Annotated in this window: 22 protein-coding genes; 10 read left to right on the top strand and 12 right to left on the bottom strand. The window is 44.3% G+C overall.

All coding sequences use genetic code 11. The annotated features are described in order from the left end of the window. Positions 1-28: 28 nt before the first annotated feature. Positions 29-688: a hypothetical protein gene (locus tag EGI32_RS16035; protein WP_255156371.1), complete on the top strand. Its 660-nt coding sequence runs from the start codon at positions 29-31 to the stop codon at positions 686-688. A gap of 93 nt (positions 689-781) precedes the next feature. After that, positions 782-1510 (top strand): peptidoglycan DD-metalloendopeptidase family protein, encoded by a 729-nt coding sequence (locus EGI32_RS16030; protein ID WP_255156370.1) that lies wholly within the window; start codon positions 782-784, stop codon positions 1508-1510. Positions 1511-1618: 108 nt separating this feature from the next. On the opposite strand, the gene EGI32_RS16025 is transcribed toward EGI32_RS16030, so the two are convergent. After that, a complete protein-coding gene (locus EGI32_RS16025) occupies positions 1619-3754 on the bottom strand; it encodes a hypothetical protein (protein WP_255156369.1) in 2136 nt (711 codons plus the stop codon). A 287-nt stretch (positions 3755-4041) separates the two neighbouring features. Between EGI32_RS16025 and dxs the strand changes: the two genes are divergently transcribed. Both dxs and EGI32_RS16015 read left to right on the top strand, forming a co-directional pair. Then, complete coding sequence (dxs, locus tag EGI32_RS16020) at positions 4042-5964, top strand: 1-deoxy-D-xylulose-5-phosphate synthase (RefSeq protein ID WP_255156368.1); 1923 nt, start codon at positions 4042-4044, stop codon at positions 5962-5964. Between the two features lie 214 nt (positions 5965-6178). Further along, positions 6179-6799 (top strand): murein L,D-transpeptidase catalytic domain-containing protein, encoded by a 621-nt coding sequence (locus tag EGI32_RS16015; RefSeq protein ID WP_255156367.1) that lies wholly within the window; start codon positions 6179-6181, stop codon positions 6797-6799. A gap of 61 nt (positions 6800-6860) precedes the next feature. Here EGI32_RS16015 and EGI32_RS16010 read toward each other — a convergent pair whose 3' ends face one another. The 6 genes from EGI32_RS16010 to mscL all read right to left on the bottom strand — a co-directional run bounded on the left by EGI32_RS16010 (position 6861) and on the right by mscL (position 11282). Further along, complete coding sequence (locus EGI32_RS16010; RefSeq protein WP_255156366.1) at positions 6861-7574, bottom strand: pirin family protein; 714 nt, start codon at positions 7572-7574, stop codon at positions 6861-6863. Between the two features lie 109 nt (positions 7575-7683). Beyond that, complete coding sequence (locus EGI32_RS16005; protein WP_255156365.1) at positions 7684-8352, bottom strand: HAD family phosphatase; 669 nt, start codon at positions 8350-8352, stop codon at positions 7684-7686. Further along, entirely contained in the window at positions 8340-8828 is a 489-nt protein-coding gene (locus EGI32_RS16000) for a hypothetical protein (protein ID WP_255156364.1), read from the bottom strand. The genes EGI32_RS16005 and EGI32_RS16000 overlap by 13 nt, the downstream gene beginning before the upstream one ends. 33 nt (positions 8829-8861) lie before the next feature. After that, on the bottom strand, positions 8862-9665 hold the full coding sequence (locus tag EGI32_RS15995) for a ScpA family protein (protein WP_255156363.1): 804 nt from the start codon (positions 9663-9665) through the stop codon (positions 8862-8864). Positions 9666-9844: 179 nt separating this feature from the next. Further along, positions 9845-10786, bottom strand: a complete 942-nt coding sequence (locus tag EGI32_RS15990) for a DUF3078 domain-containing protein (protein ID WP_255156362.1) — start codon at positions 10784-10786, stop codon at positions 9845-9847. 118 nt (positions 10787-10904) lie between these two features. Further along, positions 10905-11282: a large conductance mechanosensitive channel protein MscL gene (mscL, locus tag EGI32_RS15985; RefSeq protein WP_255156361.1), complete on the bottom strand. Its 378-nt coding sequence runs from the start codon at positions 11280-11282 to the stop codon at positions 10905-10907. Between the two features lie 116 nt (positions 11283-11398). On the opposite strand from mscL, the gene EGI32_RS15980 reads away from it, so the two are divergent. Beyond that, complete coding sequence (locus EGI32_RS15980) at positions 11399-12286, top strand: DMT family transporter (RefSeq protein WP_255156360.1); 888 nt, start codon at positions 11399-11401, stop codon at positions 12284-12286. Positions 12287-12366: 80 nt separating this feature from the next. Here EGI32_RS15980 and EGI32_RS15975 read toward each other — a convergent pair whose 3' ends face one another. Next, positions 12367-12714: a hypothetical protein gene (locus EGI32_RS15975; RefSeq protein ID WP_255156359.1), complete on the bottom strand. Its 348-nt coding sequence runs from the start codon at positions 12712-12714 to the stop codon at positions 12367-12369. A gap of 246 nt (positions 12715-12960) precedes the next feature. Between EGI32_RS15975 and EGI32_RS15970 the strand changes: the two genes are divergently transcribed. Then, positions 12961-13368 (top strand): Rrf2 family transcriptional regulator, encoded by a 408-nt coding sequence (locus EGI32_RS15970; protein ID WP_255156358.1) that lies wholly within the window; start codon positions 12961-12963, stop codon positions 13366-13368. A gap of 65 nt (positions 13369-13433) precedes the next feature. Further along, the gene (locus tag EGI32_RS15965; protein WP_255156357.1) at positions 13434-14075 is read left to right on the top strand and encodes an NAD(P)-dependent oxidoreductase; all 642 of its coding nucleotides are present in this window, start codon (positions 13434-13436) and stop codon (positions 14073-14075) included. Positions 14076-14108: 33 nt separating this feature from the next. Here EGI32_RS15965 and EGI32_RS15960 read toward each other — a convergent pair whose 3' ends face one another. Both EGI32_RS15960 and EGI32_RS15955 read right to left on the bottom strand, forming a co-directional pair. Next, entirely contained in the window at positions 14109-15890 is a 1782-nt protein-coding gene (locus tag EGI32_RS15960) for a right-handed parallel beta-helix repeat-containing protein (RefSeq protein ID WP_255156355.1), read from the bottom strand. Between the two features lie 115 nt (positions 15891-16005). Then, positions 16006-16398: a VOC family protein gene (locus tag EGI32_RS15955; RefSeq protein WP_255156354.1), complete on the bottom strand. Its 393-nt coding sequence runs from the start codon at positions 16396-16398 to the stop codon at positions 16006-16008. 432 nt (positions 16399-16830) lie between these two features. Between EGI32_RS15955 and atpD the strand changes: the two genes are divergently transcribed. Next, positions 16831-18336, top strand: coding sequence for a F0F1 ATP synthase subunit beta (gene atpD / locus EGI32_RS15950; protein ID WP_255156353.1), 1506 nt, complete (start codon positions 16831-16833; stop codon positions 18334-18336). A 21-nt stretch (positions 18337-18357) separates the two neighbouring features. Further along, positions 18358-18609, top strand: a complete 252-nt coding sequence (atpC, locus tag EGI32_RS15945; RefSeq protein ID WP_255156352.1) for an ATP synthase F1 subunit epsilon — start codon at positions 18358-18360, stop codon at positions 18607-18609. Between the two features lie 91 nt (positions 18610-18700). Here the strand turns inward: atpC and EGI32_RS15940 are convergent, their stop codons facing one another. Next, positions 18701-19660, bottom strand: a complete 960-nt coding sequence (locus tag EGI32_RS15940; RefSeq protein WP_255156351.1) for a 1-acyl-sn-glycerol-3-phosphate acyltransferase — start codon at positions 19658-19660, stop codon at positions 18701-18703. 82 nt (positions 19661-19742) lie between these two features. Beyond that, a complete protein-coding gene (locus EGI32_RS15935) occupies positions 19743-20297 on the bottom strand; it encodes a YqgE/AlgH family protein (protein ID WP_255156350.1) in 555 nt (184 codons plus the stop codon). A 183-nt stretch (positions 20298-20480) separates the two neighbouring features. Between EGI32_RS15935 and EGI32_RS15930 the strand changes: the two genes are divergently transcribed. Then, positions 20481-21803, top strand: a complete 1323-nt coding sequence (locus tag EGI32_RS15930) for a sensor histidine kinase KdpD (protein WP_255156349.1) — start codon at positions 20481-20483, stop codon at positions 21801-21803. Positions 21804-21892: the final 89 nt, after the last annotated feature.

Raw genomic sequence — 21892 nt, 5'->3', positions numbered from 1 at the left:
AGAAAGGTCGTACTGCCTACTTTAGTGTATGCCAACACCTCCAAAATTTACAGCTCATTTCGAAGAGCAAAAATTTTACCACGTCATCTGCAAGAGTATTGGGAATCAGTTGATTTTTTTTGATGAAAATGACAGGTATGACTTTCTGAAAAAGTATCAGCGTTTCTTAGGTGAATTTGTAGATACGTTTTCTTACAATCTTTTGGATAATCATGTTCACTGGGTTTTGAAAATGAAAACAGAGAAAGATATATTTGATCTGTTAACGACATTTCATACAAAAGACCTTACAATTACTCAAAAAAAGTACCTGGGGGGAGAATGTACTTTTCACGAAGTGATTAAACAGCAATTCAGCAGGTTTTTTATTTCATATACCCGGACATTCAATACAGTTCATAATCGAAAAGGTCATTTGTTTAACCGGCCATTTACAAGAATAGATGTGGCTGATGAAGAACATTTAATACGTCTCTTTGTTTATGTTCATTCAAATACTTTAAAACATGGCTTTTTTAAAGATTTTATAAATTATAAATGGTCATCGTACCAGTTGATAATCGGAGATGCAAAAACATTTGTGAGCAAAGAAAAAGTTTTGGTTCTTTTTGATGGGAGAGAAAAATTCATAGACGTTCATCTGTCGATGTCGACTGTATATGAAAAGCATGAACTTTCTGGCGAATAATATGGAGTAGTCAACTCATAGCAGTTGTCAACTCCTGTGAGTAGTCAACTGCTATGAGTTGACTACTCACAGCAATTCCCTTAATTTTACCCCATGATCCCACTAAAAGACTTCGCCGCCATCATTCAAAAGACCGCTCACCAGTTTCATCCGGTTGTTCCCTTCAATCCTCATAATGAAAAACTGGCGTTACTCGATCTTTCTCCGGCAAATAAGAATTTTTCTGAAAAAAATTATGGAACTACCGATGCTTTATCAGATTTTATAAACAGCCAGAGAGAGAAATCCGGTGCAAAATTCCTGATTGGCGGTTACCGCGAAACCCGCAATATGTACCGCAGAAGCGGCCTTTTTGACCACAACCTTTCAGAAGAAATTTCATTAAAGGAAGAGCCTCGCAATCTTCATCTTGGAGTCGACATATGGGGTGATGAAGATACGCCTGTCGCTACACCGCTCGGCGGTATGGTACATAGCTACGCATTCAATGATAATTTCGGCGATTACGGTGCCACCATCATTCTGCAGCACCAGGTGGATATGCTCAACTTTTATATTTTATACGGGCATCTTGCATTGAAAGATATCGCCAACATCCGCTCGGGACAATTCATTACAAGAGGGGAAACATTCGCACATTTTGGCGGGCCTGCAGAAAACGGCAACTGGCCGCCACATCTGCACATGCAGATCATACTCGATATGGGGATCTTCGAAGGAGATTACCCGGGTGTTTGCAAAGCCAGCGAAGCGGATAAATTCTTTGCCAACAGTCCCGATCCCGATAGCATTTTAAACCTTATGAAATTTGCCGGGATATGATATTTACTTAATTTCTTAATAAATCAACGGATTAAAATGAAAATCCTGTAAATGTTATAACCCGGTATGTAATAAAATTAATTTATAACATAATCTCTTATAACATTCCTAAAAATCATTTTTTCCGGCCGTAGTTCTTTTTGCGCCAACGAATACACTCTTCCATAAAAGAAAGAAAAAGGATTTTGTAATATCCCGTTCATTTTCAATTTTCACACTGCGTGTATTGCCATTTGAAGGGTTCTGGTCTTTGGTGAAAATGTTTGCCACCAGGCTTACAAGGCCTTTTTTCCTGAGTTCGTCTGTGCTGTCTTCATTTGCTTTCAGCAGTGAAATTTTCAGGTTGTTATACAACAATGTTTCCGTTCCGGAAGCTTTTAAGTCATCTCCTTTCAGGTCAAATTTCAGGGAAACTATATTTCCTTTTTTGATGGTAGCCGCACCCAATGGCTCAGTGATGGCACTCAGCTTTGTAGCATCAAATGGCCCCGAAGTACCGCTGGCGCTGAATTCGCCGGTAGTTGAGCTGAGCGATAATTTCCACACGGTATTTATATTCGCTACGCCCAGGAATTTTGTGTTGGCCGTAAGGGTCATATTGCTGTTTGCCGCTATCTTTTCCTTGATGTTCGTTACATTGTCGATCGTTGCATTGATATTTTTAAAAGTCACATCGCCGGTTTGTTTCGAAAGTCGTCCACGTTCGCGATACAATACATTGCCATTCTTTATCACCACTCTTTTGATATAGATCGGGAAATCCAGTTTCACCAGTTGCTGCTGCGGATAGTTGCCGATCTTGCTCGAAAGATCGTAAGGCACAGTACGATCGTTAAAAATGCTGAGCAAGAGTTGCATCGAAGCATTCTCCGCGACCAGTTTTTGATCCGTGATCAAACTGCGGACATCCGCCCCTGTTAAATGGATATTATTTACCCGGATGTCGAACCGGTCTTTCTGCACTTTCAATTGCCGTACAAACTCAGCGGCTGTCAGTAACGGGCGGACTGCTATGTAATTTACGTGTATGGTCGACTGATCATTGTTGAGCCGGAATGGCCCGATCTCCACTTTGTATTTATTGTCTTTTGTCTTTAAGGTGATCCCATCGGCCGCCATATTCCAGTTACTGTTCCCGATGAGCCTTTTCAGGTTGGTGCCGTTGTAGATATCATCCAGGTTACGGGCATTGAATTTCACATTTTTCAAAATGAGCGGCTCCGCGTTCGGCGTGGCTTTATTGAAAATGCTGAGCGTGGTATTTCCAAGGCGGATATTACTGATCAATGCTTCATCAAAAAAGTCATTGTCTATCTCCATCTCTTCACCAGCTGAACCTGCTTTTTTACTGCGGTAAATACTTACTGAGCCCCCCTCGGTCACAAGCGAATCGGCTTTCAGTTTTTTGTTAAGAATAAAATCATTGGTAGATATCCCGCTTATCTTATTGCCTGTAAGCTGTAGTAAAACCTTATTGGTCTTTGGATCTTTCTGCATCACTTTGCCGATCCGCAGAAAACGGGCAGGGGCGTTGTATTCTATATTTTCAAAAGTAAATAGCTGGCCGGTTTTTTCACTGGTTGTGTTTACCTGTTTTACCTTGGCAATCACATCTTTTACAAAATAACTTATTATGTTATCATAATTGCGGGTGCTGTCGATCTTCAGATTTTTCAATGTGACCGAAAGATCCTGCAGGGTTGTATGAGGTGATTTTTTGCCTTTCGCAAAAGCGATGGTGGCGTCTACGATATCGATCTGCCCCGCTTGTATACTTTTGAATTTGCCGGTAAGCCGGTCATAAAGTGCCAGGGAATCCCTGGCGGATAATTCTACATTTTCCTGTTTACCGGTATTGATGATGGTGATGACGGGGCGAATGATCTCGATACGATTGGCCTCAATGGTATTTTTTTGCAGGAACGATGGAATGTTGGCGCCGGTGATCTTCAGTTGCCCGATGCGTACGTTGAAGATAGTGGCAGAAACGGAAGTGTCATCCAGCAATAATTTTTCCTGGAGGGAGTCGGATTGCATAACAATGTTGGTAAATGTGGCATTGCCATTCAGTTCATCAATGACGGAGCTTTCATATTTAACGTAATAGAGGCTATCGGTGCCATTTGAAACCGCTTTTTCGAGGGCATTTTTCACCACGCCTTTTTTTATGAACTGCCAGTAAAGGAATGCGCCACCCAGTATGATAACTATTGCCAATACAATGATCCTGATCGTTTTTTTCATAAATGAGTTTAAGGCGGGTAAATGTTGGTGTGCCTGTGTTATTTATGAAAAATTGATGCCAAGCAGGGTGCCGCTGCTGATAAAGGCATTTCTGGCTACAAAATTGGAAACAAGTGGGTTATGAGAGTGAATATGTTGCAAAAATTCCCCTCAAAGGGGCATTCAGAAGACTTGAGTTGTCTACTCACCCGAGTTGACAACTCCCATGAGTTGTCAACTGGTTATTTTTTAGTAAAAATGCTTTTAATCCTGCAAATCCTGATTACCTTTACGGATATTTTATTTTAATGGAAATACTTCCCGGGCATCTGTTGGCTGAGATCAACAGCCCTGCCGACCTGAAAAAACTTTCTAAAGACCAGTTGCACGAGGTTTGCACTGAATTACGTCAATACATTATCGATGTGGTAAGCATTTATGGTGGCCACTTTGGCGCAAGCCTGGGTGTGGTGGAATTGAGCGTAGCACTTCATTACGTGTTCAATACACCGTACGACCAGCTGGTGTGGGATGTGGGGCACCAGGCTTACGGCCACAAGATACTCACCGGCAGAAGGGATGTTTTTCCAACCAACCGAAAATATCACGGACTGAGCGGTTTCCCTAAAAGAAGCGAAAGCGAATACGATACGTTTGGCGTGGGGCATTCTTCCACTTCCATTTCCGCGGCGTTGGGTATGGCCATGGCCAGCCAGTACAAAGGTGAGCTCGACAAACAACACATCGCTGTGATCGGCGATGGGTCGATGACCGCGGGCCTTGCGTTTGAAGCGATGAACCATGCGGGTATCGAAAAAAGCAATGTGATCATCATCCTGAACGATAACTGCATGAGCATCGATCCGAATGTGGGCGCATTGAAAGAATACCTGACCGACATCACCACTTCTCACACTTACAACAAGATGAAGGACGATGTATGGAACCTCCTGGGCAAACTGCCGGTAGGTAAATCATTCACCCGCGGAATGGCCCAAAAGCTGACCGAAGGCCTGAAAGGGATGGTGACCAGCAGCGCCAATATGTTTGAAGCGTTGAACCTGCGTTATTTTGGCCCGATCGATGGTCACAACATCGCGAAGCTGGTAGACACATTGAACGACCTGAAAGATATTCCGGGTCCGAAATTATTACACATCAAAACCGTAAAAGGTAAAGGATACGAACTCGCTGAAAAAGACCAGACCAAGTGGCATGCCCCGGGGTTGTTTGATAAGGTGACAGGTGAAATAAAGAAAAAGACATTTGATATACCGCAGCCACCTAAGTACCAGGATGTATTCGGTCATACGATCATCGAGCTGGCGGAAGCAAATAAAAACATTATGGGGATCACACCGGCGATGCCGAGCGGGTCTTCATTGAAATTCATGATGGACAAGATGCCTGACCGTGCTTTTGACGTAGGCATCTGCGAGCAACATGCGGTAACATTGAGTGCAGGACTTGCTACGCAGGGAATGAAAGTGTTTTGCAACATCTATTCTTCCTTCATGCAGCGGGCTTATGATATGGTGATACACGATGTGGCCATCCAAAAATTACCGGTTGTTTTCTGTCTCGACAGGGCAGGGCTGGTTGGTGAAGATGGGCCAACGCATCACGGTTGCTATGATATCGCCTACATGCGTTGCATTCCTAACATGATCATCAGCGCACCAATGAACGAAAAAGAATTGCGCAACCTGATGTATACGTCGCAATTGGAAAGTACCAAACTGCCGTTCGTGATCCGCTATCCGAGAGGCGAAGGAACGATGCCGGAATGGAAAACACCTTTTGAGGAGATCACTATTGGTAAAGGAAGAAAAATAAAAGATGGTGAAGAGATCGCGATCCTGTCGTTTGGGCATCCGGGCAATTTTGCTGCTGCCGCCATCAGGGATGTGCGGAATGAAGGGATCAACCCGGCGCATTATGATATGCGGTTTGTGAAACCGATCGATGAAGAACTACTGCACGAGGTTTTCAGCAAATACAGTAAGATCATTACTATTGAAGATGGAACCATCGTAGGCGGTTTCGGCAGTGCTGTGCTGGAATTCATGAATGAGCATGGCTACAAAGCCGATGTAAAGATCATGGGTATCCCCGACAGGCTGGTAGAACATGGTACGCCAAAAGAACTTTATAATGAAATAGGTATTGATGCTAACGGTGTGGCAGAAACACTGCGGGCTATGGCTGGTGTAAAAGTAGCCGTGCATTAAAAAATAGTTGTATTACTTCAAAGCCTCCCGAAAAAACCGGGAGTTTTTTTTTTATGTGAATTTTTCCCGCAGATTTCGCTGACCTATCTCTTCCAAGATCTGCGTGCATTTCATTTGAGAAAATATGCAGGAACCTTTATGGAAAGATTTCCTGCCCGCATCTAACGCCAATACAAATTTTATGAAGTGGTTTGCTAAAACCTTTTTAAGCGTTATGCTTCTTACAGTCTGTGCTACTGCATTGGCGTATTTTCTCTGGTATAAACCAAAATTCTCCGGCAGATCGGATCATCTTCCTTTCAGCTTAAATGTTACTACTGATGCAAAAACGGTCATCTTTTCCAGACTGCATGAAAATGGGGAAACGATCAAAACTTTTGCCGGATCAAAAAACTACAATGAGGAGATCTGTTTTATGATCGATATGGGAATAGAGTCGGGCAGGAAGCGTTTTTTTGTCTATAATCTGAAAAAAGATAGTGTTGAGTTGTCGGGGTTGGTAGCACATGGACAAGGCTCATCCACCCGTGAGATAGAGTTCTCGAACGAACCGGGGAGTTATTGTACATCGTTGGGTAAATACAGGATTGGAGGGGCGTATAATGGCCGGTTCGGGCTTGCCTATAAACTTCACGGGCTCGACAAAACGAATAGCAAGGCTTTGGAAAGGTTTGTAGTGTTGCACGCACACGAATGTGTGCCCAACGGTGAGGTAGCGCCCATAGGCATCTGCCAGAGCCAGGGTTGCCCCACGGTATCGCCTGATTTTCTTCAGCATCTTGCGAAGTACATCAGCGCTTCACCGAAGCCTGTATTACTGATGATCTACAAATAAAAAGGTTTCCCGCTAAGAGAAACCTTTAGTTTTTCATTCATTGCCCCATTCACCCATGGCCTCATTCACCCATCGGAACTTCTATAGCAAGTAATTCAGCATTTTCGCCTGCTTTTACCACAAATTCATCTGTTTCGGAAATGCCTATCGCGTCTTTTTCCCCCAGTGTTATTCCATTCACTTCTGCAGATCCTTTTATCACTACCAGGAAGACCCCGTTGCCTTTGAAGCCATTGGTATAAGTGATCTCTTTTCCGGCAGATAAATCAGCCAGTGCAAAGCGTGCATCCTGGTTGATCCAAAGTGCATTATCTTCTTCTTTCGGAGAAACCACTACCTGCCATTTTCCATCTCTGCCGGCCACATCGAATGTGCGTTGATCGTAACGTGGTTTGATGTTCCTCACTTTCGGGAAAACCCATACCTGGAAAAGTGTTGCCGGATCGGTGGAAGAATCATTCGCTTCCGAATGCTGTATGCCGCTGCCTGCGCTCATGATCTGTATATCGCCTGCCTTGATCACGCCTTCGCCACCGGTGCTGTCTTTGTGATGCAGTGCACCTTCAAACGGGATGGTAACAATTTCCATATTATCGTGCGGATGCTTTGGAAAGGCCCCACCACCAGCTATAAAATCATCATTCAATACCCTTAAAAGTCCAAAATGAACCTTTGAAGGATCATACCAGCCACCAAAGCTGAAATAATGATTCGGTTTCAACCAGCCATGGTCGGCGCTGCCCCTTTCGGACGCTTTGTGTAATATCGTTTTCATTGTAAATCGTTTTAATTGTAAATAATTAATGTTTAAACATCAACTATTGCGCCAAACGGCTATGCTGACATTTTAGCATGGAGTTGTCAACTCATGGGAGTTGACAACTCTAAGAAAAACTTTTTGCGGTAAAATCCTTCACGATGAGATCTGCCTGTGCCAACGCCTGCGCAGGTTCGGTGGTGGTGATCGCCACTACTTTCATTCCCGCAGTTTTTGCAGACCGGATGCCCACTACGGCGTCTTCAAATGCCAGGCAATTTTGCGGAGCAACATTCAGCGCTTCCGCGGCTTTCTGGTAGATCTCCGGGTCGGGCTTGCCCAATTTTACATGCGAAGAATTGATAACAGCGCTGAAATATTTTTTGATGTCGATGTGCTCAAATAAGAAATCGATGTTGGGTTGGATTCCGGAAGTGGCGATGGCCATCGGGATATTATTGCCGGCAAAAGCCCCGAGAAGGTCCAGCAGACCGGCAACCGGTTGGATATGTTCTTTGTAAATTTCCCGGTAAAGGGCTTCTTTTTCCAATGAATAAACCAGGGCTTCTTCAGCGGTGAGCGGCTTTTCGTAAATATATTCCAGCACATCTTTATTGGTGCGGCCATTGAAATGCTGCCTGTATTCTTCTTCGGTAACTATACGTCCTTTGCTGTTGAGGTATTGGAGCCAGGTGGTGAGGTGAAAATTATTGTTGTCTATCAATGTGCCATCCAGGTCGAAGATGGCGGCTTTGGTGTCAAATCTTTTAAGGAGTGCTTTTACTATTTCGTCCATTTTCTTCTTTTTTTCTTGAACAGGATGAAACAAAGAATTGTCCCGGATAGAAGCCCCACGGTCATCCAATATTCAAAGTTTATATTATCCAGCGTATCGCTTATTTTTTTGTTTACTGCCACATCTTTCACCGCCACCACAAGTTTTTCCAGTTCCTGCTGAACAAAATATCTCCTTATGAAAATAGCGATCAGCACACCACCGGCCACGAATAAAACAGTAGCCGCTTTTTTGGAAGGCGTGAGATCCGGTATCAGCTTCCATACAAAAAAAAGTATGAGAGGGATTGCTGCCCAGATGAGGGAAAATTTCAGCCCAAGATTGAAAGCCGAATCAAAGTTGGTAACGCTGAAATATGCGTCTTCCACTTGTGGCACTGCCACTTTATGAAAAGTAGGGTAAATATATTGGGCCAGGAAAAATATGGCTACCGCCAATACTAACGTGATGATGAACTCTTTGGCACTAAATTTCATTTGAGCTGGTTGATTTTCTTCAGGAAGAAAAGGTTAATTAAGATGATCGAAATCCTCTGCAGTCAATGCCGTGGATTGATCTTCTTCCCTGTTCTCATTAAATTCTATGATGAAATTATTGCGGCCCTCGCCGATGATGATCTCCAGGTATTTCTGCTGAACCATTTCGAGCATGTTCAGGAAAACGAAGATCGCATGAATGCGGTCTTCACACACTTCAAATATTTTTTCAAAAGAAAGTGTCTTCTCTTTTTTCGCAAGGTCGTACATGTATTCCCGTACGCCTTCCATGGTGTAATTGTATTGCACCACGGTATGCACCGGTTTGAAATTGCGCTTCTGTACATTCTGTATCACTTTTTCAAATGCCTTCATCAGTTTGAAAAGTGTTACCGTCTGTATTTCCGTTCCTTCGCCTGCTTCTTCACCAATGATAGCGAGTTCCCTTTGCAGGTTGCCGCGTTTGATCATCAGCATACGCACCGCTTCCATTTCGGCCATCTTAGCAGATGCCTCCTTGAATTTTTTATATTCCAGGATCTTGTCGATCAGTTCCTGGCGGGGATCAATTTCATTGCCTGCGGCATCCAGCTCCTTGCGGGGCAGCAACATTTTGGCCTTGATACGCATTAAGGTACTGATGAATAAAATGAATTCGCTGCTCAACTCAATATTCAGCTTGCCGGCTTCGTGGATATGATCCAAAAAATCGTTCGTGATCTTGGTAATGGGAATGTTATAGATATCCAGCTCGTCCCTTTCGATGAAGAACAACAAAAGGTCGAACGGTCCCTCAAACTGGTTGCCGAGTTTTATCTGGTAAGTTGGTGCCTGCAAAATGAAATTTTTAAGGGCGTAAAAATAGCGAAAAAAGTTGGCAGATGCCAGTTGTCAGATGTAAGCGGTAACTTATCAGGTGAAATGACATTAAATAAATTGCAATGTATTGATATTCAGCTTTTACAAAAATGTTTCGGGCCGTGAATTGCTGACAACTGACAACTGGCATCTGACAACTATTTCCTGAAGCTATACGCAAACCCGATCCCCATCAGCTGCAATATCTGCGGTGCCGGGCCTTTTGCCGGGTTCACATTCTGCACATCATCATCGTAGATCATATCTACGTTGAGCGAAAAATTGATATACCTGGTTATTTTGGCCGTCAGCACATTCGACCAGAAAATGTCGATATTCTGCGGATTGCTTTTATAATTGGAAAAAAGATCAAGTTTTGATTTGAATGTAAGGTTTTTGGCAAAAGTTTTCAGGTAATTGACCGAGGCAAATGCGCCAAATTCCTGGCGGGAGCTTTTATTCAATGGTACATCGTACAAAGGTTTGATGTTGTCATCCCCAACAAAAACCCACCTTGCCGTAGCCGGGGAAACGAATATGGACAGGTCTGTAAATGGTTTATAATCAAGCCCGGCAGATAACAACAGGTAAGCCGGGGCGAATGTTTTGGAAGTAAGTGAAGCGGAATCCAGCCCTGCGGCATTTTTGGTGTAGGAATATCCTTTGGCAAACTGGCTCCTGAGGTTCACCAGCCCCGCTACATTCAGCTTTGGCGAAAGTGCATATCCGTATTTGGATAAAAGATCGATGCGGTCGCTGGCTTTTCGGTTGCCAAGGCTGGTAGTGTTCACAACGCCGTAGGCAAGGTCGAGGGTATTATCCCAGGAGTGTTTGTCTTTTTTGTAAAATGCAAAGAGGCTGCTATAGGCATTCAGCGAAAAAGAGAATTTATCGCCGCCTGCTGCCCAGTTGCTCAATGTTCCCTGGTTGATATTGAGGGCGAAAGATCCGCCGGTTTTCCATGTTTTCACGGCAGTGTCCTTGTCATCTTTTTTGATCGTCTTTTCCGAAGAAGATTTCAGGTCCTTTACTGTTCCGTCCTGTGCGGCGGCTGATGCGGATAGTACCATGGCAGCCCCGACTGTTAAGATAAGCTTCATAAATTTAGTTTTAGTAATACGTTCAAGACGTTCAAAATGTTCAAGAGGTTCAAAAGTTCAAAACGTTTACGAACATTTTAAACTTTTGAACCTCTTGAACATTTTGAACCTTTCAGATTTATTTTTTCAGACTATCGCGGATCTCCATCAGCAATTTGTCGGTAGAAGATGGTTCGGGTGGTGCAGCCGGAGCTTCCGCTTCTTTGTCTTTGGCAGCGTTGATGGCTTTGATCACGCCAAATAATACCAATGCTACCACGATGAACTTGATAACGGCAGCCAGGAACTTACCATACTTGACCGTTCCCCAGGCCAGTTTCTCAATATTTTCTGCATTAGCCGCTTTCAATGCAGGGGTGAGCAATAGCGGCGTGATGACGTCATCCACCAGCGATGAAACAATGGCGCCGAACGCGGCACCGATCACAACGGCTACTGCAAGATCAACAACATTGCCTTTTAGCGCAAACGCCTTAAATTCTTTTACAAATCCCATGATAGTAAGTTTTAGGGGTGATAAAACAGGAAGCCCGGTCAACTTCAAAAGAAAATTTTTACCAGAGCTTAAATAAACCCAATTTTGCCTTTCAAATGTACAGCATAAATCATTAAATGGGAAATAGTAAAGTTGTAAACTGGGTTCTTTTTATACTCTTATCCTTCATCTGGGGAAGCAGTTTTGTGCTGATGAAAGAAGGGTTGCTTTCCCTTACCGCTTACCAGGTGGCGTCCATCCGTATCATCTCTTCGGGATTGATATTGCTGCCGATCGCTGTCCGCAATTTTACAAAGATCCCCCGCAATAAACTGGTGTACGTTTTCATGTCGGGTGTGCTCGGTAGCTTGCTTCCCGCTTATCTTTTCTGTATTGCAGAGCAGGGTATCGACAGTTCGCTGGCAGGGGTGCTCAATGCGCTTACCCCGATATTCGTGATCATCATCGGGGCCATGTTTTTTCAAAGCCGCACTTCCACGCATAAAGTGATCGGTATCGTCATCGCTTTCAGCGGGAGCGTGTTATTGTTTTTCAGCCAGCCGGGGTTTTCGCAAAACAGTAATGTTTTTTATGTACTGCTGGTGGTATTGGCTACCTTATTATATGGTATCAATGTAAATATGGTGCATCGCCATCTTAATAACATTCCATCGCTGCACATCGCTGCAGTGGCGCTTACATTGAATTCCATCCCCGCGCTGATAGTCCTGTATTTTACCGGTTATTTTAAGCTGGACCTGGCAAACAGTGGCATACAATGGTCAACTTTTTATTCCGCCATACTTGGTCTTGGCGGAACTGCCATTGCAACCATACTTTTTTATATGCTGCTCAAAAGGGCAGGCTCCGTTTTTGCTTCGATGGTCACTTATGCCATTCCTATCGTAGCCATCATGTGGGGAATTGTTTATAAGGAAGAAATCGGGTGGAAACAGGTCGCTTGTATGTGCATCATACTTTTTGGCGTGTGGTGGGCTAACAGACGACAGGCAACCGACCACTGACGACCGACAACGGACCACCGTAATGACTTTAGATCAGGGGTACATTCTGTCGTCCGTGGTCTGTGGCCTCTCCTCCGTCGTCACTTAAAGAATACGATCTCTTTTTTATTCCCGTGCACGATAGCTTTACTGCCCAGCAATAATACTCCACCTTTCTGGTCATAAAACTTCAGCATCATCGTGTCGCCTTTCATGGTATACCTGCCCGGGAAACTGGTATTTTTCACGCTGTCGAAAAGCTGGCGGTAAAATTCAAAGAAATTATTTTCCTTCAGTTCAAAATACGAATCGTTCATATCCGCTACCGCTTTGAAGCTCTGGATGGTTTTGGAAGCATCGAAAGCGCTCTTATCCTTACGGAATTTTGCCGCAGGCGAACAGGAACCAAGGGTTATGATGATGAAAAAGAATGCTGTAAATAATTTCATGCTACAAAAGTAAGCTGAAAAGGGGAAACGCTGATTTTAAAAGCGATAAAAGGATTTCTCAGATTATTTTTACTTCGTAAAAACATACGTGCAGTTTATGAAAAGTCGATGCTGCTTTATAAACTGTGTTTTGCGACAGCAAAACAATCTGCGGAACCCTTTCATCTTTTTTGTAATCAGCGATTTTTTATTTTTTTTACCCGATGATCTCCTTTAGTTTTGTACTGTAATAAAAATTATTACAGTATGAACAATGTTCGTTTCGCCACTTCCATTCACATTCTCACTTTGCTCAGTGTGGCAAAGGATGAATACTTATCATCTGAATATATCGCCGGCAGTGTCAACCTCAATGCGGCCATCATACGCAAAGAGCTGAGTAATCTCCGCGGGCATGGCCTGGTGGAAAGCAGGGAAGGCAAGGGTGGTGGCAGTACGCTGGCTAAGCCGGCTTCAAAGATACTGCTGTCTGATATCTATGAAGCAGTGAGGCAATCGTCGCTGCTGGGCCGCTCGAACCAGCCCAACCCGGCCTGCCCGATAGGAAAGCAGATCAACAAACAAATAGATATGGTATACGATGAGGCGGAAGCAGCATTGGTAAAACAATTAAGCAGGCAATCGCTTGCCCGGTTCATCAAAAAGTTCGGTTAATTTTTTTTAAGCAAAACTGTAACTTATTTTATTACAGATTTTGATCATCCTTTAAATATATAAATATGAACATAGCATTGATCGGCGCCACAGGGTTTGTAGGCACCGCAGTATTGAACGAGCTGCTTCAGCGTGGGCACCATGTAACCGCCATTGCACGCGACATCACCAAAGTGGCCAACCACGAAAGCGTTACCGCAGTAAAAGCAGATATTTACAACGAAGCGGAAGTGACAGAAGCCGTAAAAGGATTGGATGCTGTTGTGAGCGCTTTCAATTCCGGCTGGTCCAACCCGGATATCTACGATGATTTCTTAAAAGGTTCCCGCTCTGTGCAGTCGGGTACCAAAGCTGCCGGAATCAAACGATACCTGGTAGTGGGTGGCGCCGGTAGCCTGTACATTGCACCCGGCGTGCAGCTGATCGATACGCCGGAGTTTCCGGAAGCGTACAAAGCAGGTGCTTCAGCGGCAAAAGATTACCTGAATGAGTTGAAAAATGAAACCGAACTAGATTGGACTTTTCTCAGCCCTGCCATTGAACTGACGCCGGGTGAAAGAACCGGAACGTTCCGTACTGATCTTGAAAACCCGGTATTTGATGCGGAAAACCGTAGCAGGATTTCGGTAGAGGACCTGGCAGTAGCGATCGTGGATGAGATAGAACAACCGTTAAATATTCGTCGAAGATTTACCGTGGGATATTAAAAAAAGGGCTGCAGTATATGCAGCCCTTCCTGTTTATTGCTGAATGATGCTGAAAGACCGCGTTTCGTCGATAGTACTGATCCTCATCAGAATGACCCCTTTAGGCAATTCGGCTTTGCTGATATCAGTCAGCCTGTTGAAACCCTTTGCCAGTGCCTTCCTGGTGGTGGCAATAAGTTTCCCGTCGGCGCTGAAGAATTGAATGATGGCCGGTTGGTTTATGCTGCTGTTGATTTCGATGACCAGCTGGCTGGCAGAATTTATAACAGCAGGATATACTTTTGATAAAACATTACCGGTAGTTACCTTGACAGAAACAACCGGCGAATAGGTGAAGCTGTTATCCTTGTCGATCATCTTCAGGCGGTAGAACAGTGTACCGGTTCCGGTGGCCGCAAATAGATCGGTAAAGGAATAATTTCGATAGGAAGAACTGTTCCCGGCAGCTGCAACCGTTCCTGTCTTCTGGAAAATATTTCCATCCCTGCTTTTTTCAACCTCGAAGCGGTCACTGTTTCCTTCTGTGGCAGTTTGCCATTGCAGCACAACATTTTCAGCTACTTTATTTGCCGTGAGGTTTACTAACCCGATTGGTAAGGTAAAATCAGCATAATCTACCAGCCCCAGTGCGGCATTATCCGGCTGGTGAAATATCTTATCTTCTATCTCTGCCTGTGTGGTGGTATTCCAGAAATTTCCTTGAGCCGAGATGGGGTCGATCGTATTATTATATAAGTCAGTGTGCGGTGTGGTAGCATTGTTGTTGTTAATGAAGCGGTTTTTGCCGTTATCGCTGGTATCGGCATTCAGGAGATTGCCGAGGTTTGGCCGGGTGCGCCCCTGTATTGTGATACCCCACAGGTTGTCTTTGATCACATTCCCTGTTACGATCGAGTTTTGTGCACCCGCGGTGCTGCCGCCTGTGAAGTTTATGCCGCTGCCACCGAGGTTAGGGTCGTTTTGTATATTGTTACCTTCGATGACGTTGTAGCTGATGAGTGAATTGATGTTAGACCCGCCATTAAATACTATCCCGTAGCGGTTGTTTTTGATGATATTGCCCGTCACCACCGCGTTTACAGTTCCTATCGGCAGAAATCCTATGCCTCCGCCCATGATAGGGCCATCGAGTATCTGGCTGTTGAGGATGAACATCGTATCAGCGCCGGTAGGGCCCATGTTTATCTGCGGTACATTTCCGTTAAGGGAATTATTTGCCTGGAAAAGGCAATTGTCTATCCTGGGGGCATTGTTGATATTAGCTCCGCCGGTGATGGCTGCCCGCTGGTTATTCACGAATTGAGAATTAGTGATGAGTGCTTTGGACCGTGTAAGCGAAATAGCGCCATTGCCAAAGGAGGTAAGGGGCGAATTAAGCCGGAAGATGCATTGATCGATCACCGGGCTGCAATCGAATATCCGCAGCGAGTTGGCGTATTCAAATGTAAGTTTCCGAAGGATACTGCCATTACTGAAATCCATGCGCATACCCAGGTAGCGGGTAGCAGTATTTTGTGCAGTAAACAAAACGCCTGTCGGCGGATCTATGATCAAAACACCGTTTACAGCTAAATAGGTGGCAGTAAAAAACTGCAGCGTTGCATCAGTGGTGATGCTGAGCGTATCATTTACCGAAATGGTGATGGTGTCATTCACCAGGAAAAGATTGCCGCTTCCGGTCACGTCTCCTCCGGAGTTGACAACAAGGTCATCCAGCGACCATTTTACACCGGTGCCCGGAGTGGTGAAGTTGTTGGCGAAACTGGCCGAAATAATAGAGAAAAACAAAAGGAGCAGGAGTAACTTTTTCTTCATTGCAGATCATTTTTGAAAAGTGAAATAATTGAACCGATAATTCATCAAAAATAATGCTATAATAATTTCGCCCCACTGCCTTCCATCACAATGCCGGATAAATCTTTTCGGGGAATTATTGATTTAATTCAATCAGGTCCCAAAGATTACCATACAGATCTGCAAACACCAGTACTTTCCCCCAGGCTTCTTCATGCAGCCCGCGAACGATCCGGATGTTGTGCTGAAGCAGGTTCTGGTGGTCGCGGGTGATATCATCCGTGTACATGAACAGGAAAACCCTGCCACCCGTCTGGTTGCCTACCCTCGAAGCCTGTTCTTCCGAAGCCGCTTTTGCCAGCAACAGGTTACAGCCGCTGTTTCCTTTAGGTGAAACCACTACCCACCTTTTTGTTTCACTCATAACGGTATCTTCCAGCAGCTCGAATTGCAATTTTTCCGTATAAAATTCAATGGCTTCATCATAGTCGGCCACTACCAGGGCAATCTGCCCGATGCTTTGTTTCATGAATGAGTTTTAAAATTATGGCCCTGTTTGCAGGCAGAAGCCCCGAAATTCCGCAAAATATCTTCCTGAAAAAAATCTGAAAAACTGATGTGAACTTTTCGATGTGAACTTTTTTTGTGAACACCGTATAAAAAAAACAGAAGTGATTGAAATGTAACTGATTAAGTTTGTGAACTTTGGGGCAAAATTCCGCGTTTTGCGTGTGAACTTTCGGGGTTTGTGAACTTTTTTGTGAACAACGCCCCGGCTGCCTGGTTTGAGTGTAAACCCAGGTTTTATACGATCGGATGGGGGATTTCCGTGGTTTACGTACTGAAACAGATAAAGCAGGCTTTTGACCCCCTAAATATTTATTCCAAAATTTTCAATTTCCCTCTTCAACCCTTACCTTTGCGCCGAAATTAAATACCCAGATACTTTTAAATAAATAATATGGCTAATACAGGTAAAGTAAAATCCATCATTGGCGCGGTAGTAGACGTGCAGTTTGATAACGATTCAAAGCTCCCGGAAATTCTGAACGCATTGGAACTGACTCGCGAAAACGGCGATAAGCTGGTGTTGGAAGTTCAGCAGCATTTGGGGGAAGACAGCGTAAGGACGATCGCGATGGATGGTACTGAAGGCTTGGTTCGCGGAACTAAAGTAACCGATACCGGAAGGCCGATTACCATGCCTGTAGGTGAAGGTATCAAAGGGCGTTTGTTCAATGTAACCGGTGATGCGATCGATGGTTTGCCACAGGTTAGCAAAGAAGGCGGCCGTGCGATACATGCTAAGCCACCGTTATTCGAAAACTTAAGTACAGCTTCTGAAATATTATATACAGGTATCAAAGTGATCGATCTGATCGAGCCATATGCAAAAGGTGGTAAGATCGGTCTGTTTGGTGGTGCCGGTGTGGGTAAAACGGTATTGATCCAGGAATTGATCAACAACATCGCGAAAGCATACAGCGGGGTGTCCGTATTTGCCGGTGTAGGTGAAAGGACCCGTGAAGGGAACGATCTGATGCGTGAGATGATCGAAGCTGGTATCATGAACTACGGCGACAAATTCAAGCATAGCATGGAAGAAGGCGGCTGGGATCTGAACGCGGTAGACATGGAAGGGTTGAAAGAAAGTAAAGCAACATTCGTATTCGGACAAATGAACGAACCACCGGGTGCCCGTGCACGTGTGGCGTTGAGCGGTCTTACGATTGCAGAATATTTCCGTGATGGTGATGGCGAAGGACAGGGAAAAGATATCCTTTTCTTCGTGGATAACATCTTCCGCTTCACACAGGCCGGTTCTGAAGTATCGGCGTTGCTCGGGCGTATGCCATCTGCGGTGGGTTACCAGCCAACACTGGCAACCGAAATGGGATTGATGCAGGAACGTATCACTTCTACAAAAAATGGTTCCATCACTTCCGTACAGGCGGTTTACGTACCTGCGGATGATCTTACCGATCCGGCCCCGGCAACAACTTTCGCTCACCTTGATGCTACTACTGTATTGAGCCGTAAGATCGCGGATCTTGGTATCTATCCTGCGGTGGATCCACTGGATAGTACATCCCGTATCCTTACTCCGGCTATCGTGGGTGAAGAACATTACAACACAGCAGATAAAGTAAAACTGATCCTTCAGCGTTATAAAGAATTGCAGGATATCATCGCGATCCTTGGTCTGGATGAATTGAGCGACGAAGATAAACTGGTAGTATCACGTGCACGTAAAGTACAACGTTTCCTTTCTCAGCCATTCTTTGTGGCAGAGCAGTTCACCGGTCTGAAAGGTGTGTTGGTTCCGATCGAAGATACCATCCGCGGTTTCAACGCGATCATGGACGGTGAAGTGGATGAATATCCTGAAGCGGCGTTCAACCTGGTAGGTACATTGGAAGATGCGATCGAAAAAGGTAAGAAGCTGATGTCAGCGGCAACTAATTAATCAGAACATCGATTTTAATTTATGACTTTAGAAATATTAACTCCAGAACGTAAGATCTTCAGTGGCGAAGTTTACGGGGTACAACTGCCGGGGATCAGCGGTTTATTTGAAGTGCTTGACAAACATGCACCGCTGGTAAGCGCATTGAAAGACGGTAAATTGAAGATACTGAAAGATAAGTCGAACACAGTATCTTATACCATCCAGAGCGGGTTTGTGGAAGTGCTCAATAATAAGGCGACAGTGCTGGTAGAAGGAGCAGTAGAGAATTAATAATTAAGAATTAAGAATTTGGTCCGTACATTTTGTGCGGACTTTTTTATTGGGCAAACCCCGGAGGTTTTCAAAACCTCCGGGGTTTGTATTAGAACTGTTTTTTCACCTGCACAAAACTCCGTGCACAAAATGGCAACACCGCAAACGTAAGCAGCCACCAATATCCACAGGTAAATAAACTGACACCGATCGCTATGAGGAGAAGATAAAAAGGATACAACAAAAACAATATCCCCACCATCAGCGAATCGTAGTGATCGATATGCCCGCCTTTTTTATAAGCGAATTTTTGCACCGGGTAAAAAAGAGGAAAGTGAAGGATATAACCTGCAGCCGCGGGAATTGCCAGTAATATTTTTTTGATAGATGAAACAGGGATGGCAAACTTTTTTTTGATCTCCTGTTCATTTGACTTTTCTATTTCCGGCACCAGTGGCTCCAGTTCGTTCCATAATTTATGATTGAAGGAATTGATTGATCTGCCATAACCTTCCGACAGTACGATGTCTTTTTTTGAAATGATATTTCCAAAAAGAAGCTCCAGGTTTTTTCCGAAGGAAGTAAACGATTGATAGTTCAGCCCGCAGGGCAACACCTTGAGGTCGATCCCGTCTTCCCAGCTGCTGATGACCAGCCTGGCCGTACCTTTCTTCAATGGGCGAAGGTGCCATTCGTTGATACACCTGCCTTCGCTGAAAATAAGCACCACGCCGTTCTTCCTGAAAATTTCCTTGCAGGCATCAAACGTGGTGTAATTATGCTCCAGGTTTTCTACCCCTTCGCTGGTGCGGTATACCGGAAGCATGTGAATGCTCCGCAGCAGCCATGCGATAAACTTATTTTTAAAAGCATCCCCCCTTGCCAGGGAATGGACAGGTTTTTTGAAAATGGTGGAAAGAATGATGGCGTCCAGGAATGAGTTGGGATGGTTGCTGGCAATGATCAGCGGTCCATCGTGCCGGAGAAACTCCTTTTTATTTATACGCAGGCACCTGCAGTAAATCCACAGGCAGCATCTTGCCGGCAATTTAAGTAACCAATATAACAATTCTCGGGTTTTTAGAAAGGTAAAAGATTATACACAATGGTACAACTTTTTTTTAATGGCCTTTGGATCTAGCCGGGGGTAATTAATTGAATTGCGGATCGGTGGGGAAATGCACCATCATCTTATAATTGCCGCCAAGCTCGTACAGGCTTGCTTTCCAGATTTCTTCAGCAGCGGTATTAAAAACTATTTTCGGAGTGGCTGCTACGGTCAGCCATGATTTTTCTTTCAGCTCGCCATCCAGCTGATCCACGCCCCAGCCGCTGTAACCCAGGAAGAATTTTATTCTCAACGGATCAACCTGGCCATTGTGCATCAGGTCTTTCAGCGTTTCAAAATCGCCGCCCCAATAAACATCCTCCGCTACCTTTTGGGCATCCGGGAGCAGAAAGGGGTATTGGTGCAGGTAATGCAAAGTGTCCATCTGCACCGGCCCGCCCAGATATACCGGCAGATCGAAGCCATCAAGATCGGGGATCAGTTCATCTAGAGTTTTCTCGTAATACTTGTTCAGCACAAAACCGAAACTGCCTTCTTCAGGCGTATGCCGGCACATCAGCACTACTGTGCGCATGAAGTTGGGATCTTTCAAAAAAGGTTCTGCAATGAGCAATGTGCCTGTTTCTGGAGGAATCATAGAATGAAATTAAGAATTAAGAATTAAAAATTAAGAATGTTAATGTATTAATGTCTTCGGGGGAATGGGGTTAATTTTGAAGCAGGCATTCAATTCTAAAGGAATTCTTAATTCTTAATTTTTAATTCTTAATTGAGTTTACATTTGCAGACACGAAACTTATTCTACTGATAGCATTTTTACATGAAAAGAATCTTTCCAATCATAACGATATTAATATCGCTGAGCCTTGTAGGCCTGATATTTTTTCAATTTTTATGGTTGAAAAGTGCTAAAGAGATCCAGACCGACCGTTTCAAGGATAATGTGGTGATGGCCGGTTACGACGCTTCCGTAAAGTTGATGGAGGAAGATAATTTTCTCCTGAGGCCAAGAAGGAACGACCTTCTTTTTCCAACCGATAAGGGTGCGATGGACTTCGCAAAATCCTCTGTGGTACAGCGTTATTCCAAAGACCAGATAGCCGATATCATCCGCGGCGCTTTCGATCGCCATTCACTCAAAGGCATCCGTTTCGAATTTGCGGTTACGCAGAATACGCTCAATCCCGACCAGATTGAAACGGAAAACTTTTCCAAATACTACCTCGATTCGGCTAACAATCTCAACTACCCGATCCTGTTGCAGGGCGCCAGCGGGAGTAATCTCGAAAACCTTACCAAGGAAGAATGGCTGGTGATCATCGTGCCGCACCAAAGCTCCATCGTATTGAAAGAGATCCGTTGGTTTATCTGGGGGGCCATTCTTTTCACCATCATCATCACTACCGCTTTTTTTGTTACCATCCGTACATTGTTGCGCCAGAAAAAACTCAGCGAGATAAAGTCCGATTTCATCAACAATATGACGCATGAATTCAAAACCCCGCTGGCAACTATTTCGCTGGCGGTTGATGCATTGAAGAATGAAAAAGTGATTGCGGATAAAGAAAAATCCCACTACTTTACCGGTGTGATAAAGGAGGAGAACAAACGCATGAACAAGCAGGTGGAAACCATACTGCAGGCGGCTTTGCTGGATAAACAGGAAGTGCAGCTCAACCTGAAAAAACAATCGGCGCACGAGTTGATAAAGATCGCGATGAACAATATCGCATTGCCTGTGGAAGAAAAAGGCGGGCAGTTGATCAGCCATCTGGATGCGGAAAGGGATACCATCATGGCGGATGAAGTGCACTTCACCAATTTCGTCAACAACCTGCTGGATAATGCGCTGAAATACTCCAGCGAAAATCCAAAGATCGTATTGTCAACCTCTGTTAGCGGAAACCAGTTCAAAATAAAGATCGATGACAATGGCATCGGAATGAATAAAGAAACCCTCAACCGTATCTTCGAAAAATTCTACCGGGCTCATACCGGAAACGTCCACAATGTAAAAGGCTTTGGCCTTGGACTTAGTTATGTAAAAACGATGGTGCAGGCACACAAAGGCACGATCAAAGCGGAGAGTGTGCTGGGTAAAGGCAGCTCGTTTATTATTACAGTTCCCCTGGTAAAAAGCTGATACAGTGGATAATTCGATAATGGATAATTGATAATGTTTTCAATTGAAGGACTTTCGAGGAATTGAAAGGACTTAGTTCCGAAAATTTG

The organism is Ferruginibacter sp. HRS2-29 (assembly GCF_024343615.1).
Lineage (GTDB): Bacteria > Bacteroidota > Bacteroidia > Chitinophagales > Chitinophagaceae > Ferruginibacter.
The sequence above is the reverse complement of the archived record's forward strand: the minus strand, read 5'-3'. Positions and strand labels throughout refer to the sequence as shown.